We start from the raw sequence: 17,768 nt of genomic DNA, 5'->3' as shown, positions 1-17,768 counted from the left end.
CGATCAAGACTAAACCGATCGAAACGAGATGCCCAGCGCTTGATAGGGCTCTGCCTCGTGATCCGGCAGCCGGCGGTCCGTGATGATCATGTGCACCTGCGACAGATCGGCAACCTGGGTAAAAGCCTGAACGCCGAATTTGCTGGCATCGGCCAAGACAATGGCCTGATCGGTCATGCCCATCATTTTATGCTTGATTCTGGCCTGAAGCTCGTTGGATTCGCTGAGCCCCCGTTCCAAATGAACGCCTTTGCAGGAGAGAAACGCTTTATCCACGTAATACGCATCCAGCGACCGTTCCGCAAGCGGCCCTACAAATGACAGCGAACGATGGGCCAAAATGCCGCCGGTCGAGATGACCTGCACCTTCTCCTTGGCGCTAAGCTCAGCCGCCACCTTGATGGAGTTGGTCAGCACGGTCAGCGGGATATCCGGAATAATCCGGGCCATATACCACGCGGTCGAGCTCGCATCCAGCAGGATCCGGTCGTTCGGCGAAATCAAGGTTACCGCTTCCTCCGCGATCCGCTGCTTCTCCGCCGCATTCATAATTTCCCGTTCCGCGTACGGCACCTCCGGTTGCGACCGATGAATTTCCGGTTGATCCTTCACGCTGACCGCGCCCCCGTGCGAACGGCGCAGGCGTCCCGATTCCTCCAGCCGGTCCAAATCCCGGCGAATCGTCTCCTCCGTCACGCCGCATATCCGGCTAAGTTCCGCAACACGGATGCTTCCTCTCTCGTTGACCAACTGTACAATTTTCTCATATCGTTCAGCAACCAGCATGATACCGCCCTCATCCTTACTATTGTTGTATTGTGTTCCCTCCGGTTCTTTGCTTGAACAAACCGTAGGCTTCTTCCCATAACGGGACATCCGCAGGCTCATATACGCGAACCTCGAAGGAGTCTCTAATTACGGCACGAGCCTCCCAAATATCCGAAAGCTCGCCAAGCGAAATCCATTGCACCGCCATATTGCCGGCGGCGCTCCCTTCCGCAGGACCGGCCCATACCGGCTTGCCGATCGCATTCGCCGTCCACTGGCACAACGATTCGTTGTGAATGCCGCCGCCGACCATATGCAGCCCCTTGAAGGCTTGACCGGACAGCGCCTCGGTCAATTCCAGCACCTGCCGGTAACGCAGCGCCAAACTCTCCATAATGCATCGTACGATTGCGCCTGGGGTTTGCGGCGGCTTCTGGTTGGTTCGAGCCGCATATTCCCTGATCCGTTTCGGCATGTCTCCGGCCGGCAGAAACACCGGGTCGTCCGGATCGATAAAGCAGGCGAATGCAGGCTCCGCTTCTGCCATCATAACCAATTCGGAATACGAGTACAATACGCCCTCGAGCTCCCAAGAACGCTTCGCTTCCTGCAAAATCCACAGCCCCATGATATTTTTGAGCAGGCGGAATGTGCCGTAGACGCCCCCTTCGTTCGTAAAGTTCAGCTCCCTTGCCCTTTCGGTCAGGACCGGTCTCTCAACCTCCGTCCCCATCAGGGACCAGGTTCCGCAGCTCAGATACGCGAAGGAACGTTCCAGCGCCGGAACGGCTGCGACGGCAGAGGCGGTATCATGCTCCGCAACCGCGTAGACCGGTATCGAAGGAAGCCCGAGCTCGCCGGTTACGGATTCGCGCAGCTTGCCGGCCATCGTCCCCGGCTGAAGCACGGATTGAAAGATGTTTGAAGGCAGGTGCAGCTTCCTGAGTAATTCGTCGTCCCATCCGCGGGCTACGGGATTATACAGCTGGGTCGTCGTGGCGTTCGTAAACTCGCTGACCATCTCTCCGGTAAGGAAATACCGGAGGAGATCGGGAATCATCAGGAAGCTGCCGGCTTCCTGAAGCAGAAATGGCCTTAACTGCTGAATGGAAACGAGCTGGTAAATGGAATTGAACGGGAGAAATTGAATTCCTGTCCGGCTGAAGATCTCGGCAGGCGGGATTTCGCGGAACACCCGCTCCATGACCCCTTCCGTGGCCGGATCCCGATAGTGGTAAGGGTTCATGAGCAGCTCGCCCCGGGCATCAAGGAGGCCGAAGTCGACCGCCCATGAATCGACGCCGATGCTGGCAGGCAGTTCCTGTTCCCCTTTTGCCCGGAGCAGTCCCTGCTTAATCTCGTGATAAAGCCTTAGAATATCCCACTGAAACCGGTCACCGACGCGAACCGGATCATTCGGAAACCGGTGGATCTCCTTCATTTCGATGGTCCGGCTATTCAGCCGCCCGAGCATCGCTCTGCCGCTGCTTGCTCCTAAGTCAAACGCAAGAACGCTCACCTATCCCAAGCCTCCTTCTGGTCCCGTTGTAGACTTTTTCTTGAGAACGCTATCACTATTTCGGTCCATAGCTGTTTAATTATACTGATTTCACTGCAGCATGCCGCATCCCTTTATCGCTTCAGCAGCACATCCTGCTCATAACGCTTGACTTCGGCAAGCCATTCCTCCCGAACAGGTACGCCCATCTTCTCGCAGTAATAATCCCAGACGGCTCCGAACGGATACGATTTGAACTCTTCCATTAAAGCCAGGCGTGTGGTGTAATCGCCATCCAGCTCCGCCTGCTTCAGCTTCTCGGTCGGCTCCAGCTTTGCTCTCAGCAGCGCTTTGATCGTATTGCGCGTTCCGATCACCCAGGCAGCAATTCGATTGATGCTTCCATCGAAGAAATCCAAGCCGATATGCGTCGTTGGCAGCAAATGATTCCGCACGAGCTCTCTTCCAATCTCCAGCAGCTCGTCGTCCATAATGACGACATGATCGCTGTCCCAGCGCATCGGGCGGCTAACATGAAGCAGAATGCCGTCCGTGAACAGCGCTAAAGATGACAGCTTCCCGGCGATTCCTTCCGTCGGGTGGAAATGGCCTGCATCCAGGCAGATCAGCTTGTTATTGCGCATTCCGTACCCCATGTAAAACTCATGGGATCCGACGACATACGCCTCTGAGCCGATACCGAACAGCTTGCTCTCCACCGCATCCAGATTCCAGGCCGGATTCAGCTCTTCGGCGAAAATCTCGTCCAGCGCATCCTTGAGCCGCTGTCTTGGAGCCATCCTATCAAACGGAACATCCTTGTAACCGTCCGGAACCCAGATGTTCGTGACGCAGGTCTGCCCCAGCTGCTCGCCGAAATAGGCGCCGATCCGCCGGGAAGCCTTGCAATGGTCAATCCAGAATTGACGGATTTCCGGATCCGGGTGACTTAGCGTAAAGCCGTCCTTGGACTTGTCGTGGGAGAAGCACGTTGGGTTAAAGTCCAGACCGATGCCCTGTTCCTTCGCCCAATCCACCCATTTTTGAAAATGTCTGGGCTCCAATTGATCCAAGTCAACGCTTTCATCCGTGTCCGCATAAATGGCGTGCAAATTGACCTTGTGCGTCCCCGGTATCATGGACATCGCCTTGGTCAGATCGGCCCGCAGCTCTTCCGGCGTGCTTGCGGCGCCCGGATACTCGCCCGTAACGGAGATGCCGCCCGACAATTCCTGGTCGCGGAACAAAAAGCCGCGCACATCGTCTCCCTGCCAGCAGTGAATGGATATTTTGATGTCCGAGAGCTCGGCAAGCGCCTGGTCCACATCGATGCCGTGGGATGCGTACTGCTTCTTCGCCTCTTCATAATTCCGTGCAATATCCTGCCTCATCTTGGTACCTCCCGCCTCATAAAAAGATAAGGTCAGCAGGGGACAAGCCCCTGCTTCCTTTCATGGCCGTGCCTGAACGGCCTGGATGCTTCACCAAGGAGTCCAGCTTGTTGCCTTCTGTCTGATCAGCGAGTAAATGCGGCAGGAACCCCGCCATCGATCGTCAGCATGCATCCGGTAGTCTTTAAGGATTTCGACGAAGCGAAGAAGGCGATGCCTTCAGCGATGTCCTGCGGATAAATATTAACCAGCAGCGTGGTGCGCTTGCGGTAATGCTCCTCGAGCTGATCCGGCTCGATGCCGTAAGCGGCCGCCCGCTCGTTTCTCCAGTTCGAGTTCCAGATCGCCGAGCCCTGCAGGATGGCATCCGGCAAAATGGTATTTACCCGGATGCCGTACTCTCCGCCCTCGGCCGCGATGCAGCGTGCCAAGTGCGCCTCCAGCGCTTTCGCGGAGCTGTAGGCAGTCACGTTCTTGCCGGCATAGATGGAGTTCTTGGAGCCGATGAACACCATGCTGCCTCCGATGCCTTGTACCTTCATAAGCTTGAAGGCCTCTCTGGCTACGAGGAAATATCCGGTCCCAAGTACATTCATATTCAGGTTCCATTCCTTCAACGACGTCTCATCGAGCGGACTTGATGTCGCAAGACCTGCATTGTTCACGATGATATCCACACCGCCGTACGTCAAGGAAGTTTCATGATAGGCCTGCTGCACCGCGGATTCGTCGGTTACGTCCATTTTTACGGCAATGGCACGGCCATCGCCGTATGCCGCATTAATCTCTTCCGCAACCTTCTGCGCGCCTTCCAGATTCAAATCGGCCAGCACGACATGCGCCCCCTCGGCGACGAGCCTGCGAGCCGCTGCGCTGCCGATGCCGCCGGCACCGCCGGTAATGAATGCCACTTGCCGGGAGAATTCCGCCTCGGCCGGAGCAAGGGTCAGCTTGTAAAGCTCCAGCGGCCAATATTCCACGTTGTAGGATTCATTTTCGCTCAGGGAGACGAATTCACCCAGCGCTGTCGCCCCGCGCATCACCGCAATGGCACGGTGGTAAAGCGCGCCGCTGACCTGGGACATCGCCCAGCTCTTGCCGGTATTAATCATGCCGAGCCCCGGGATGAGGATAACGCGTGGGGCGGCTTCGAACATGACGTCCCCTTCGTGCCGGTTCCGTTCAAAATAAGCCTGATACTGCTCCTTGTACGCCGCAATTCCAGCTACAAGCTTCTCTTGCAGCCCTTGGGCGTCATCCGCATCCGGCGTCCAATCGATAAAGAGCGGAACCACCTTCGTATGAACCAGATGATCGGGACAAGCTGCACCGACCTGAGACAGCTTCGGCGAATCGCTGCCGCATACGAAATCCAGCACATCATCCTGGTCGTCGAAGGTCAGGATCATCTTCTTGCTGTCGCTCACCGCGCCGCGAATAGCTGGCATGATCTCGCCGGCAATGCGTCTGCGGACGTCCTGAGGCAGAGGAGCAAACTTCCGTCCGCCGAACAGCTTGCTGTCATCGATCCGCGCCTCGATATACGCCTCCGCCTCGCTTATAATCCGTATTGTTTGGGCGTAGCATGCTTCGGATGTATCTCCCCAGGTAACGAGGCCGTGCTTCTCCATCAATACGAGCTCGGCTTTCGGATTGGCGAGCACGCCCTCGGCAATCATCTTGGAGAGGGTGAAGCCAGGACGTACATACGGCACCCACACAAACCGGTCTCCGAAAATTTCCTGCGCGATTTCTTTGCCGTTATGTGCGCAGCACAAGCTGATAATGGCGTCCGGATGGGTATGATCCACATGCGGAAACGGAAGGAAAGCATGCAGCAGCGTTTCGATGGAAGGCCGAGGGTCCTTGGCATCGACCATGCAGTGACCAAGATATGCGACCATTTCTTCATCCGTCATCGACTCGCGTTCAAACAGCGGCCGGATGTCTTCCATTCGCAGACCTGTGAAATTGCCCGCTTTCATCGTGGCAAGGTCGGAACCGCTTCCCTTGACATACATAACTTCAACGTCTTTGCCGCGGAAATCCTTAATCGTTGTTTTGCTTGACGTGTTACCACCGCCCCAATTACAGACACGGCGGTCGGCGCCGATCAGATTCGAGCGGTAAACAAGCTCCTCACGCGTATTCTGCGCCTGCTGCGCCTTCGAATGTTCCCATAAGCTCTGTACCATGAAAACTTCCCCTCCGATTCATGTCTTCGATTGCTTTGTATTTGCCCTCATCTTATCATGTTTGTTTGTTTTTGAATAGTTTGTTTTCAAAAATAAACAAAGATTCTTGTTTTGTTTTTTTGTGAAATTTTCTGAAAAAGCAATAAACCCAAATCCACACCTGCCTAATCCACCTGCCCCCTAAGTCAACATTCAGCACCCATTCAAAAATCAATCCGAATATGCGGAACAGCCGCTTTATAAAAAGACGCAACTTATAAAAACGGAGCTTTAAAAAAAATTGAAAAAGCTGCCCGCACGCATCCTTTATGCGCACAGACAGCTCTTCGTCGGGCCGATTCGATTCTTATTTATCCTGCCCCGCCGCCGCAGCTGCAGCAGCTTGGTCCGCCTTCTCGATCCCCTCCAGCAAAGCGTCCCGGAAGGCAATTTCCTCATCATTGATATAGCCCGTAAAGACGACTTCGGAAATATCCTTATGGTTAAAAAAGATATTGGAATCCTTCGTCAGATTGCCATGCGGGTAGAAGCAGGCAACATAATCCCAACGCTTCAGCGTCTTCGAGTCGTTCTGCATTCTTCCGTAAATCATCAGCGTCTGATCCCAATCTTTGAATTTGACAACCGATCCGATCGGAAGCAAATGTTTCTCTCCTTGCCCCTGATGCTCTTGATTCATTCGCTGATCCATTTGCGTTTCCATGATCATCAACCCTTCATTAATCTACTGCCTATTTTATATACGACAAATACGACAAGAGGAACTCCTAGGAGATAGGAAATACAGATTACGGCTTTCTCTGCTGCCGCATAATCGGTCTCGAGCAGGTTCGGAATCACCGTGCCCAATATGCCGACAATGGCAATGACGATCATTATGTATTTAAAACGCTGCTGTTTACCGCTCATTGTACGGCACTCCTCCCTTACTTGACGGATATGGAACCCCCGACTCCGACGAGGCTGGCTCCCGGACCCAGCGGTATATGGAATTTCAAGCCGCTTTTCCCGACCTCTGCCGACGCTCCGACCGTACCGAGCGAAGCGGACCCGCCGATATGGAGCTCTCTGTCCGTGAAAGGCAGCGGAATTTTGAACCCGCCTTCGTATTTGTTCAGCGTTGCTTCGGCACCTAGACTCAGCGTGCCGTCCTTCACCGATGCCTCCAGCTCGCCCTTCACCAGGCTGACGGAGCCTTGCACGTAATCGTTCTCATAACCGGCTTCCACCACGGCGCCGCTGGCACTTGCGCCTTCGGTTAAATTCGCGCTTGCGCTGCCGGTAATCGCTTTGGTATACAGACCATTCTCTTCATTTTTAACGACGCTGCCTTCCGCCTCTACGCCTTTGAGCGCCTTATCCAGTAAGTCCTCTGCACTGGCAGTCTGGACGCCTGCCGGTTTGCTGTTCGCAGCTGCCGTCATGCCGAGAGCTCCAGATCCTGCCGATCCCGCTAACGCTGCGGCCCCGGCTGCCCCTGCTGTGCCTGCCAGGATTCCTGCTCCAACTCCTCCAGCAGGAACAGCTCCCGCTCCGTTGATCATTTCGTCCGTTGTCCGGAACTTCACCGAGATTTGCTTCAGATCCGAAGAGATCGTCTGAAGGCATTCGAGATATTTATTCATGGTAGCTCTAGCCTGTTGATAATCCCCGTAGAACCGTTCCCGGGTCATTCCTTCCCACTGGCTCTCCATCTCAAGAATGCTTCGCGATAGACGATCGACAATCTCCCGACTCTGTTGTCCGGACTGCGCGAACTGGGTTGAGACCTGCTCCAGCTGTTCGGGTGTAATCAAAATTCGATTGGACATAAACGATATAACGCCCCTTCTGTCTGTCATTTCATTCAAGTTTGGTGTTCCTATTCTACCGGCATGATTGGAACCCGCGGGATACCCCCATCAACCATTAACCGATTCCCCAAACGATTAACCACATTTTTCAATTTTAGTCTGAAATCAGGGGATGGGCAATAAAACAAAGGGGCCAATTATACCATTTTCAAATCTAGGAAACTCGGTCCTAGCCGCTAGGGCCTCCTTCTGCTATTCCCCTACGCATGTCCTTAATCCTATGCGAAAAATCGTGCCCTAGGAAAGGTTCTCTGCTAACTGCCTATGACGTTACAGCCTCAAGTCCTAGGATGTGATGTGGCCCGGGTACATCCTGCTATTGCTTGTGCGTTAGAGCCTGCCGGTTTAGTTGATCAAGGAGCTCCCCATCCAAAGTCGGGGATGAAATCCGCCCTGCGAACGGCAGAACATCCCTCTCCGGACGGTTAAAGAACAGGTCTCTTCTCTTGTAAATTTGAGAAAGTCTAATGGAGAGGGTGTTGCTGAACATGAATCAAAGGATTCAAGAAGGGCCGACGCATATTGCAGATATTTTTAAACAGGAAAAATCGTTGATCGTCGCAGGACTGCTCGGATTTCTGCTGGCGGGGATATGCGGGATCTGGGTACTGATATACGGGGGACCGGTCGCACCGGAGGGGAATATTGGAAAAGCATTCTCGTTTAATGCCGCGCTCGGGATATTTCTGTTCTCGACCGCAGCGATCCTCCCTTTCTCGGGTATGGGAACCAGGTCCAAGGCTTGGTTTCGCTGGAGTTATATTGTGCTCGCGCTGTATTCCTATTTCGCGGAAACCGTTCAAAACTTCAGGGGCGTCGATCCCCGGTTCGTTCGGAACGGGACGGTCTTCGATGAGGCCGTTTCCAATATATTCGTACTGGTTGCGCTGCTGCTTGTCCTCTTTTATGTCATCATCGCCGTTCAATATTTTCGCAGACGGGTGCTCAACGCCAATCCGGAAATCGTGCTCGGCATACGCTATGCCATGATCGCCGTCATCATCTCGTTTGCTGCAGGAATCTGGATCTCCGTCAACACCGGACGCTTCACCGGAGCAGGCGGCAATATTATCTGGCTCCACGGATTCGGGTTTCACGCCCTGCAGGTCGTTCCGTTTGCAGCATGGCTGTCCATGATTACACTCAATCCGGCATCAAGGCTCATCGTTATCCATCTGACCGGAATTTCCTACCTGCTCGGCCTCATGGCAATCGGATGGCAAACGCTTCTCGGTTACACGCTGTTCGAGTGGTCGGCACTTCCCATTGGGGCAGCATTCTTCTTCCTGGTAGCATTCATTCTTTCGGCCTGGATGGTAGGCCAAGCTTATGTACAGCACGCCAATCAACGAATCAACCGTTCATCGCATGGCCGGTGATCTTTCGCCGGGATACGAAAGAAGACAGGGCAAGCCGCGCTTACGCCCCGTCTTCTTCCATCTCCGTTGTTTAGGAGATCATTATTTTTCCAACCGAACTCCTGCTGCAGCCTGCTAGATGAACAAAAACGGGATCAGGAACAACAGGGCTATCGCTTCCCATGCAAGAACGTTGCCGAAGCCATAGCCGTAGCCGCCGTAACCCCACGGCCCAAACGCAGACGTTTGTGCGCCAGCCTTCTTGGATTTCGCAGCTTTCTTTCCTTTTTTCCCTTTTACAGACAAAATCGAAGCTGAAGGATTCGAGGCATACTCAAGCTCAAGTCCGTGATCATGAACGCCTCGGATCGTGCCTACAACTTCAGTTCCGTCATACAGGACCGCGCATACTTGTTTACCAATGTATCCCCGGCATACATCAGCCGAAACCGGTATTTGCTGCACTCGACTTTCCCCCTCCCCAGCGTTTGTGTATTATATTCTTCCTGGAGAGTGTGCGGCAGTGATAGGTGTCCTGGACGTTAAAAATCCGCGATTTGCCCCTCGGTTCAAGACCCGCTTGCACGCCGGTAAGCCTTGACCATGAGCTCCTCGTTTATGGCTCCTTGGTACCTCCCCGAAACAACGCCGTTCGGCGTCAGCACATAGGTTGTCGGATAAGCAGTGATCTCGTACGTTCCGGTTACCGTTCCGTCTCGATCATACAACACGGGAAATGTGAGACCATTCGAGTCCACGAAGGATGCAGCGTCCTCCATGCTGCCTTCAAGATGCGTCATATTTACGGCTAGAATAACGACGTCTTCTGCTTTATGCCGATTATAAAAATCCTCCATGTAGGGCATTTCCGCTTTACACGGCGGGCACCAGGAAGCCCAGAAATTAAGGAGGACCGTACGGCCGCGGTAATCCGACAGCCGGACCTCCTGTCCGTCTACTGTCCGCAACGCAAAATCAGGCGCACGTTTCCCCGGCTTGAGGCCTTTGGCGATTCCATCGGCATCGTCCGTTAGTGCAGGACGGTCACCCGTCGAGCCGTTGCCGGAGTTGTTCAGGTGATTATATACCGCCCACACAAGCAAAGATCCGATCACAAGCATAACCGCTCCGTTCCTGCCTAGACCGAATGTCAACCATTGCGGTAAGGGAGTATCAAATTTCAACCAGGCGGAGCTCAACAGAACGATAAGCAGAAGCATCACCAGTAGCTGCCCGGCCCCGATCGGACGGTCCGTGATCAGCCCATCGAGCAGTATATAAACAAAGCCGCCAGCCAGTGCGGCCATGAGGAAGGACTTGATTAACAGCGACCCCAGTGATCTCATCTTATTCCACCGAACGAGGACGTAGATGCCGGCTGCAAGGCTCCCAAGCCCTATTCCGCGCACTCCGCCGGTCATATAAATTAGAGACAAGGGGTGGCGGAGCGTACGCACCGGGTCCCAAATGAGCATACCGAATTTCCATACGGCGAAGCCGATCAGCAGCGAATAAACGTAAGTGTCAAGCAGCCAATCCCTATGCTCAAGACGATGTAACCGGACGCGGAGCGTCATATACCCTGCCATGGCAACGATCAGGAATACGGCAATATCCGCCCGGATCATAAACGGGCCAATCGGAATGACAGTCACTGGGGAACCTCCTTGCAATGTTCTGAGATGATAGCTGTTGCGTAGGGCAAATCATTTATGTAGAGGAACTTTTTATATACAGCAACCATTTATGAAGGGCAGTAATTGATCAAAGTGACCCATTTTAGAGTAACCAATTAAGAGTAATCATGAAAAGAGTAACCGTGAAAAAAGTACCATGAAAAGAGTGACCGTGAAAATGACCGTGCAATGACCGTGTAGAGTGTATCCGTGAAAATGAAAAGAGTGGCCGTGAATAGAGAATCGTTAGTTGACCGTTCCATGGATAAAGCGCTCACTCGGCGCTAGATGACTCGATCCAAGGAGCATATTGACGTATCTTTCAACTCATTACCCCGTGGGGTATATCATCTATCTTATTGCATCCATGCTTAGATGTAAACACTCCGACATCGGGTCAGACCTTCCCTTACGGTAGCTGCTCGATAGAATCCCATTTTAAAGCAAATTCCGTATACGTCTTTCCGCCAATTTCGATCTCCTTCCGCTTGATTTCACGCCCGCCCATACGCTGATAGAATGCCAAAGCAGAATTTCCCTCAAGAACCCATACCATCAAGGAAGTAAATCCTTTGGAGCGCAAAAATTCCTTCATTCTTGCGAACAGTCGTCTCCCCCATCCCTGACCTTGAATCTCCTTCAGTAAATAGACCGCATAGACCTCGCCTTCATGCGGCAGCTTGTCCTCACGCTCCCTCCCATACGTCAGGAAGCCGTAGATGGTTCCCTGATCATCGGCAACAACCAAGAGCTCCTCGTCATCCCGAAGGTTGCCGATTTTCCAGCGCCATCTCTCCTCCCTTTCCGAGACCGACAGCGAATTCAGATACGCGTCTTCAACAATCCCCCGGTATGTCGTCTTCCAGCTGTTCACATGCACGCTTGCGATGCCTTCTGCATCGGCTTCAACTGCAGTTCTGATATACATTGAATTACCTCCCCATACTTAAGCAAGTCCCTTATTGGGACTTGCTGCGCTCCCGGAGCTCCTTTTGGCTCGCACAAGTAAGTCCCTTTTGGGGACTTGCTCCGCTCCTGGAGCTCCTTTTGGCCCGCACTAAGTCCCTTTTGGGGACTTGCTCCGCGCTTGAGCTCCCTTTGGCTCACACAAGTCCCTTTTAGGCATGAGCGTTGCATAAATCTTTACATCAGCAATCACTTGGATGAAATCTGAATAAGAACAATTAATTTACAGTTGTTTTTTCGAGAATTACACCAAAAGATCCAACACTTTCTTAAATGTAGCTACGTTTTCCTATAAAATGTATTTTGTGCAAGATTTTTGTTTCCTAAGTCACTTTGCTTGTTTTAAAAATGCCAATGCTCGTTCGTAATTCAGGTACCTTCCTTGGTGCACCGCGTGGCTTTCCAGAAGTTGTTCGCGTAGGTGCTCGAAACAGAGCATTCAAGAACTGGGACCACGGATGATACATGTGAATTCGAAACAATTCAAGGACACGCCAAACGCTTTTCTTGGTTTCTAGACGTAGCTGCATATACTGTGCCAGCACGTAAGCGATCAGCGCAAGGTAAATCTGGTTCCATATCGCTTGCGGCTTATAGCTGTGCAGTTTTTTTAGGCGCAGATGCTGCTTTATCCATTTAAAGAAAAGTTCAATAAGCCATCGGCATTTGTAGATATGAGCTACTTCTTCGGCCGTTATGTCCTGTCGAGAGGTAAGTAGGCGATAAAAGCGCCCCTGCTCATCATAAAACTCTACGAGCCGGACTCGTTCCTTCATCTTGCGCCAACCGCTACCTACGTTCACAAGAGCATCTCGTGTGATCGGACTTCCTGGAGGGATTTCTCGTTCCTCCACAACATGGATTGAGGTGCGATCTCTCATTCGCATGACAAATTGAATGCCGCGCTCCATCCAGTTATCCATGTTTTTGTAGCTATCATAACCACGGTCCATGACATAAGTTGCCGCCTGCTCGGTGACCAGTTCGACCGCCCCGGCTCGGTCGCCTACGTTTAAAGTCGATGGGATGACAGCGTCCGGATATACCACTTCGGGTGAAGCGGCTACGAGCCGCACATGCAGCTTTACCCCGCTGGAGGTATGCGAAACTCTGGCCCAATCCCCAAGTACCAAGGGGAGTGTGATTTTCGACGAATCAATGAGTGCCAGAGGTCCAATGGTTGAAGAAATGCCCTGCTGGTGAGCCGTCAGCTTCTGGACACGGGCAACGCTATGGAGAAAAAGCATGTGCAAGATTTCCGTCGGGATTTCGCTGAGTTTCCGTGACAATTGGGCTGCGCTGATGCTGGGCAGATCGAGGATGGACCGAATGTCAGAATGTGCATAAATTTGTTCTTCCATCTCGATATAGCTTTGCCAATGGTTGAGCTGAGCCAGAATGAAAATGAGAATGCTTTTGTTGATGGTGAGCTTCTTGGCGTAGCGATCGGCATGAAGGAGTCGATCGTGTACATCCAAAGGCAGTAAAGAAAGCAGTTGACGAACGACAGTGTTTTGGGTTACGTTATCCATGGTTTGGACTCCTTTTTAGAGGTCGTGGACAACGTGCTACGTCTTCTAAATTAGGAGCCTTTTTTTGTTTTGTCCATGAAAAAGATACAGGTAGTTACAGAAATAGTAACTTCAGCAAAAGTTGTGATAGGTTTTATGCAACGCTCATGCCTTTTAGGGACTTGCTCCGCGCTTGGAGCTCCTTTTGGCTCGCACAAGTCCCTTTTAGGGACTTGCTCCGCGCTTGGAGCTCCCTTTGGCTCACACAAGTCCCTTTTAGGGACTTGCTCCGCTCCTGGAGCTCCTTTTGGCCCGCACTAAGTCCCTTTTGGGGACTTGCTCCGCGCTTGAGCTCCTTTTGGCCCGCACTAAGTCCCTTTTGGAGACTTGCTCCGCTCCTGGAGCTCATTTTAGCTCACACAAGTCCCTTTCGGGGACTTGCTCGGCGCTTGGAGCTCCCTTTGGCCAGGACAAGTCCTTTTTTGGGACTTGCTCCGCTCCTGGAGCTCCTTTTGGTCCGCACAAGTCCCTTTTGGGGACTTGCTCCGCTCCTGGAGCTCTTTTTGGCCAGCACAAGTCCCTTTTTGGGACTTGCTCGGCTCTTGGAGCTCCCTTTGCCCGGACAAGTCCCTAAAGGAACATTCTCGAATGACTGCCATCATTCCTGTTCTTTCTTTTCAGAACATTCTATAGTAAACCGTTACATCTCTCAATTCTTCTATTGTCGAGTCTTCAAAAAGATTCATAGTCTGTAGGGATCCCCAACCTATTTTACAAAGCGTTTCATGTATACGGTACTATCTCCATCTCAGGTATGAGTCAGTCACAGACTACTTAAGTTACAAAGGCTCTATTCCAATCACGGTTTTCGATTTACGGTGATCAGGTTTGAGTTACGATACTATATTGAAATCACAGGTAACTGCTTTGAGTTACGGTGCTATTTTGAAATCACAGGTATCTGTTTTGAGTTACGGTACTATTTTGAAATTGCAGGTATCTTTTTTTGAGTTACAGAAATCCATTTTGAGTTATAGACCTCTATAGCAATAGGTAGCTTTATAAGTTTGTGAATCTATACGGTATGAATCACTATGAGTCACTGAGAATGTTCTAGTTACAGAATCGTATAAGTAAAGAATCTTTTATATGTACAAGTATATTATTGAGTTACAAGTATTTTTTTGTGTTACAAGTATATTATTGAGTTACAAAGTATTTTTTTGTGTTACAAAGTAACGATAAAAGTTACGAGTTTTTATGCAATCACAGATATCGTGCAGATCATAGCTGTCTGCGTATATCGACATTTATGTGGTATCCCAGCTATCTGCGTGACAGTCAGCAATCGTGGATAACATAAAAATGTCGGTGCACGGTAGTCAAGTCCGGGCACCGACATCTTTTTGGTTGCTGCATTTCTTTAACGAGGCAGCTCCTCCATCGAGTATGCAGTCCTGATAATTTATAAACTTCGCGCTTGAAAACGCTGCTGCTCTCCTGGTTGCGAAGCCTCACAGCTATTGCTCGATCAACAGATCCAACGGAACCTCCTGCTCATTCTCCGGCTGATCGAGCGGGAATACGCGGGCGGTCTCACGATCCTCGTCCACATGCTGGATATAGATCGGGGTTCCGTTGAGCAGCACATTCGCCATGACCGGCGAAGCGGCAATTTCCTGGGCACGGTGTATATTCATGCTTGTACCTCCATATCAAGATTGGCAATACTTAGTATTCTTCAATTCTCCTTGATTATTCTCAAAGTTATCTACAGCATTCCCGTAGCATTCTCCGTTATAAGGGACCAATGGCGCCAGCCCATGTGCTGCATACATATATTTAAGATGAACTCACTTTAAAACAAAGGAGTCTGCTCCATGTCAAAAGCATTAGTCCGGCTTGAGGACATCAGCCCCGGCGGATGGTACGAAGCGGAAGAACAGCAAGCCAAGCTGCTCGTGATTGCAAACGAGCTTCACACCCAATCCATACCGTTCCATCTTGCCGTCATTCCTCGGTATATCGACCCGGCCCGAGGGATCGACAGGTCGTTGACCGATCCTGACGACCCCGTATCCGTCCGTTTCCTCCGTCTCCTTCATAAAATGGTGCATTTTGGCGCATCATTCGGAGTACATGGATATACCCACCAATATGCGAATGCCACCACCGGGGACGGGTTCGAATTCGCCTATGACGGCTGCTTGCAGGACTGCCCTCCGGACGATGCCCCTTTCGCCGCCAGCTCACGCCGTGAACTGACCCGATCCTATGCTTACCGGCGTTTGAAGCTCGCCCGGAGCTTAATGGAGCAGGCCGGGCTTACTGCGGTCTGGTTCGAAACGCCGCATTATACAGTTTCTCCGGCGCAGCGGCGAATTCTTGAAAGCTGCTGTGGACTGATGTACGAAACTCCTCCTCATGCACCAAGCCTAAATGCCGCAGCCCTTTTCAGCCCATCTGGACATAGCTTGAGTAACGGAACCTATTACGTGCCCACCCCGCTATACTATGTGGCGGGTGACAACATCGAGGGGGATGTCCGGCGGATCCAGCAAACGGTGCGGGAGCTTCGGCTAACCGAGCTGGCTTCATTCTTTTACCATCCCTATCTAGAGTTTCCTTATATAGAGCTTCAAGTAGACGGCACCGCTCAATATGATCCGTCCTCCCCGTTAAAAAGAATTATAAGCGCGATCAAGAGCACTGGCCGCACATTTGTCTCTGTAACCTCCTTCATGCCCTTTATCCCGGACTTCAGGGAGAGCAGTCTTCCTTGGAGTAACGGCGACCGGGTCCATGCGATTGCAGGCCGTCCCGGCTCACAAGCCCGCCAAGAAGCGGCATTGCTTATCCGCAAGCTTGATTCCGACACTTGGTACCGTGCTTCGCTAAACGCCAACAGCTTGATTAAAATCGATAATGGCCTCTGCAGCATGCGGCCTATTCTGGCTGGCTGGCCCGATCGTGCCGGCGGCAAGGAAATGGTGGGGGATTTCAACGGTGACGGCATCGATGATATTACTGTGTGGTATTCTCAGCTCGGGCAATGTCATGTAGCACTCGGTACGGCCGAAGGCGGCATGCATCCATCTGGAGTATGGCTTCATTCGCCGGATTATGCGGATTGGGATGCACACACCGGCGACTTTAACGGAAATGGACGGGACGATTTGCTGTTATGGAACCGTGCCTCAGGCCTAGTCGCTCTTGCCTTTTCGGACCTGCACGGTTTTAGACAACCTTTGCTTCAAACGGAGCGGATCCAATATGATCCCGGAACAACCCCGACTCTAGACATCGGCGACGTAAACGGCGACGGGCTGGATGACCTCGTCCTGTGGCATCCATCCAGCGGAATCTTCGAGGTTTGGGTTAGCCAAGGAGGTCGCTTCAACTATGAGGGAGTTTGGTTTAGAACGGATGCATCCCAGCTCGACAGCATCACGTCGTTTCGTGTAACGGATATGGATGGGGACGGGTGTGATGACCTGTTGCTCATGGATCGGGTCCAGGGATATTGGTACATTATGTACAGCAGCGGAAAAACATTCGGACCGGAGGCTAGTCGGTTTGGGCCATGGCTTCCGGGGAAGGAAATCCTCCCGCTGACTTTGGATCTTGCCGGCTCCGGCCGGGCGAGCTTGCTCGCCTGGTCTCCGGATCAGTCTGGCGGAATCCTCGATGTTGCGATCAACACGCTGGACCGGACAAGAATTTAAGGACATGGTATACTGCATTTGCCAAAGGAATTTTAACTTCATCACATTCCATAGATCGAGACTTTCATAGAAGCCGTCATGGATTTCATCAACCTTTGGCTCTAATACCTTATGTGGAGGAAGTACCATGTCCCATGCAGAAGCGCCACCCTTAAAGATTATCAAGCCCAAACTCCCGAGACAGCTTGAGCCAATCCGACTGTCCGATGCAGGGATTGATGACGAAGCATCTTTCCAGCAGTTCTCCTGCAAGGACGAGACGCTCTCCGATATTACGGCACATAAAGTGCTATTCGATCGAATGACGTTTGATAGTGTGGCCTTCGAACGGGCTTCGCTTCGGCACGCCGAGCTCACCGATATCGTATTTCGGCAATGCGATCTATCCAACGTCGATTTCAGCGAAGCCATCCTGCATCGCGTAGAGTTCCATCATTGTAAGCTGATAGGCATCGATCTGGCGGCAGCCACCATTCGAAACGTCCGGTTCGAGCAGTGCGCAGGCGATTATGCCACCTTTCGATTTGCCAATATGAAGGGCGTATCCTTTCAGTCGACGACGCTGATCCAATCGGATTTTTATCATTCGGAGCTTTCGAAGGTGGAATTTGCCGAATGCCAGATCGATAAGACGCAGTTCTCCGGGACGAAGCTTGCCGGTATCGATCTGAGCCGGACGGATTTCCATAATTTAGGCGTTACGCTGGAGGACCTTCAGGGCTGCATCATATCCCCTGCGCAGGCTATTTTGTTTACCAGAATCTTCGGCCTTGTCGTCAAGGAATAGATTCCGGTACACAGCTTCACGAAGCTTAGAGGACTTTAGC

15 protein-coding genes are annotated in these 17,768 nt (G+C 52.0%); 3 read left to right on the top strand and 12 right to left on the bottom strand.

Annotated elements, in window-relative coordinates:
- Positions 1-9: 9 nt before the first annotated feature.
- From NST44_RS17610 to NST44_RS17580, 7 genes are all read right to left on the bottom strand, one after another.
- The gene (locus NST44_RS17610; protein WP_007128508.1) at positions 10-786 is read right to left on the bottom strand and encodes a DeoR/GlpR family DNA-binding transcription regulator; all 777 of its coding nucleotides are present in this window, start codon (positions 784-786) and stop codon (positions 10-12) included.
- A 19-nt stretch (positions 787-805) separates the two neighbouring features.
- Positions 806-2,287 (bottom strand): rhamnulokinase, encoded by a 1,482-nt coding sequence (locus NST44_RS17605; RefSeq protein WP_210095460.1) that lies wholly within the window; start codon positions 2,285-2,287, stop codon positions 806-808.
- Positions 2,288-2,400: 113 nt separating this feature from the next.
- Positions 2,401-3,657 carry an L-rhamnose isomerase gene (gene rhaA / locus NST44_RS17600; protein ID WP_340900262.1) on the bottom strand — a complete coding sequence of 419 codons (1,257 nt, stop codon included), beginning with the start codon at positions 3,655-3,657 and terminating at the stop codon, positions 2,401-2,403.
- Between the two features lie 125 nt (positions 3,658-3,782).
- Positions 3,783-5,852 carry a bifunctional rhamnulose-1-phosphate aldolase/short-chain dehydrogenase gene (locus tag NST44_RS17595; RefSeq protein WP_007128511.1) on the bottom strand — a complete coding sequence of 690 codons (2,070 nt, stop codon included), beginning with the start codon at positions 5,850-5,852 and terminating at the stop codon, positions 3,783-3,785.
- Positions 5,853-6,198: 346 nt separating this feature from the next.
- Entirely contained in the window at positions 6,199-6,531 is a 333-nt protein-coding gene (locus tag NST44_RS17590) for a DUF4176 domain-containing protein (protein ID WP_028407249.1), read from the bottom strand.
- A 29-nt stretch (positions 6,532-6,560) separates the two neighbouring features.
- Positions 6,561-6,761, bottom strand: a complete 201-nt coding sequence (locus tag NST44_RS17585) for a hypothetical protein (RefSeq protein WP_007128513.1) — start codon at positions 6,759-6,761, stop codon at positions 6,561-6,563.
- Positions 6,762-6,778: 17 nt separating this feature from the next.
- Positions 6,779-7,663: a WXG100 family type VII secretion target gene (locus NST44_RS17580; RefSeq protein ID WP_007128514.1), complete on the bottom strand. Its 885-nt coding sequence runs from the start codon at positions 7,661-7,663 to the stop codon at positions 6,779-6,781.
- A gap of 530 nt (positions 7,664-8,193) precedes the next feature.
- On the opposite strand from NST44_RS17580, the gene NST44_RS17575 reads away from it, so the two are divergent.
- Positions 8,194-9,084 carry a hypothetical protein gene (locus NST44_RS17575; RefSeq protein ID WP_007128515.1) on the top strand — a complete coding sequence of 297 codons (891 nt, stop codon included), beginning with the start codon at positions 8,194-8,196 and terminating at the stop codon, positions 9,082-9,084.
- A gap of 114 nt (positions 9,085-9,198) precedes the next feature.
- On the opposite strand, the gene NST44_RS17570 is transcribed toward NST44_RS17575, so the two are convergent.
- From NST44_RS17570 to NST44_RS17550, 5 genes are all read right to left on the bottom strand, one after another.
- Positions 9,199-9,528: a hypothetical protein gene (locus tag NST44_RS17570; protein WP_007128516.1), complete on the bottom strand. Its 330-nt coding sequence runs from the start codon at positions 9,526-9,528 to the stop codon at positions 9,199-9,201.
- A 104-nt stretch (positions 9,529-9,632) separates the two neighbouring features.
- On the bottom strand, positions 9,633-10,718 hold the full coding sequence (locus NST44_RS17565; RefSeq protein WP_007128517.1) for a peroxiredoxin family protein: 1,086 nt from the start codon (positions 10,716-10,718) through the stop codon (positions 9,633-9,635).
- Between the two features lie 430 nt (positions 10,719-11,148).
- A complete protein-coding gene (locus tag NST44_RS17560; protein WP_007128518.1) occupies positions 11,149-11,667 on the bottom strand; it encodes a GNAT family N-acetyltransferase in 519 nt (172 codons plus the stop codon).
- Between the two features lie 361 nt (positions 11,668-12,028).
- The gene (locus tag NST44_RS17555) at positions 12,029-13,237 is read right to left on the bottom strand and encodes an IS4 family transposase (RefSeq protein ID WP_213617303.1); all 1,209 of its coding nucleotides are present in this window, start codon (positions 13,235-13,237) and stop codon (positions 12,029-12,031) included.
- 1,499 nt (positions 13,238-14,736) lie between these two features.
- Entirely contained in the window at positions 14,737-14,916 is a 180-nt protein-coding gene (locus NST44_RS17550; RefSeq protein WP_007128519.1) for a small acid-soluble spore protein H, read from the bottom strand.
- 180 nt (positions 14,917-15,096) lie between these two features.
- Between NST44_RS17550 and NST44_RS17545 the strand changes: the two genes are divergently transcribed.
- Both NST44_RS17545 and NST44_RS17540 read left to right on the top strand, forming a co-directional pair.
- Positions 15,097-16,941, top strand: coding sequence for a DUF2334 domain-containing protein (locus NST44_RS17545; RefSeq protein ID WP_007128520.1), 1,845 nt, complete (start codon positions 15,097-15,099; stop codon positions 16,939-16,941).
- A gap of 127 nt (positions 16,942-17,068) precedes the next feature.
- Positions 17,069-17,728: a pentapeptide repeat-containing protein gene (locus tag NST44_RS17540; protein ID WP_007128521.1), complete on the top strand. Its 660-nt coding sequence runs from the start codon at positions 17,069-17,071 to the stop codon at positions 17,726-17,728.
- Positions 17,729-17,768: the final 40 nt, after the last annotated feature.

Origin of the sequence: Paenibacillus sp. FSL W8-0919 (genome assembly GCF_038003785.1) — a bacterium.
GTDB classification, from domain to species: Bacteria; Bacillota; Bacilli; order Paenibacillales; family Paenibacillaceae; genus Paenibacillus_AQ; species Paenibacillus_AQ lactis.
Note: the sequence above shows the minus strand (reverse complement) of the source record. Positions and strands in the feature narration are given on the sequence as shown.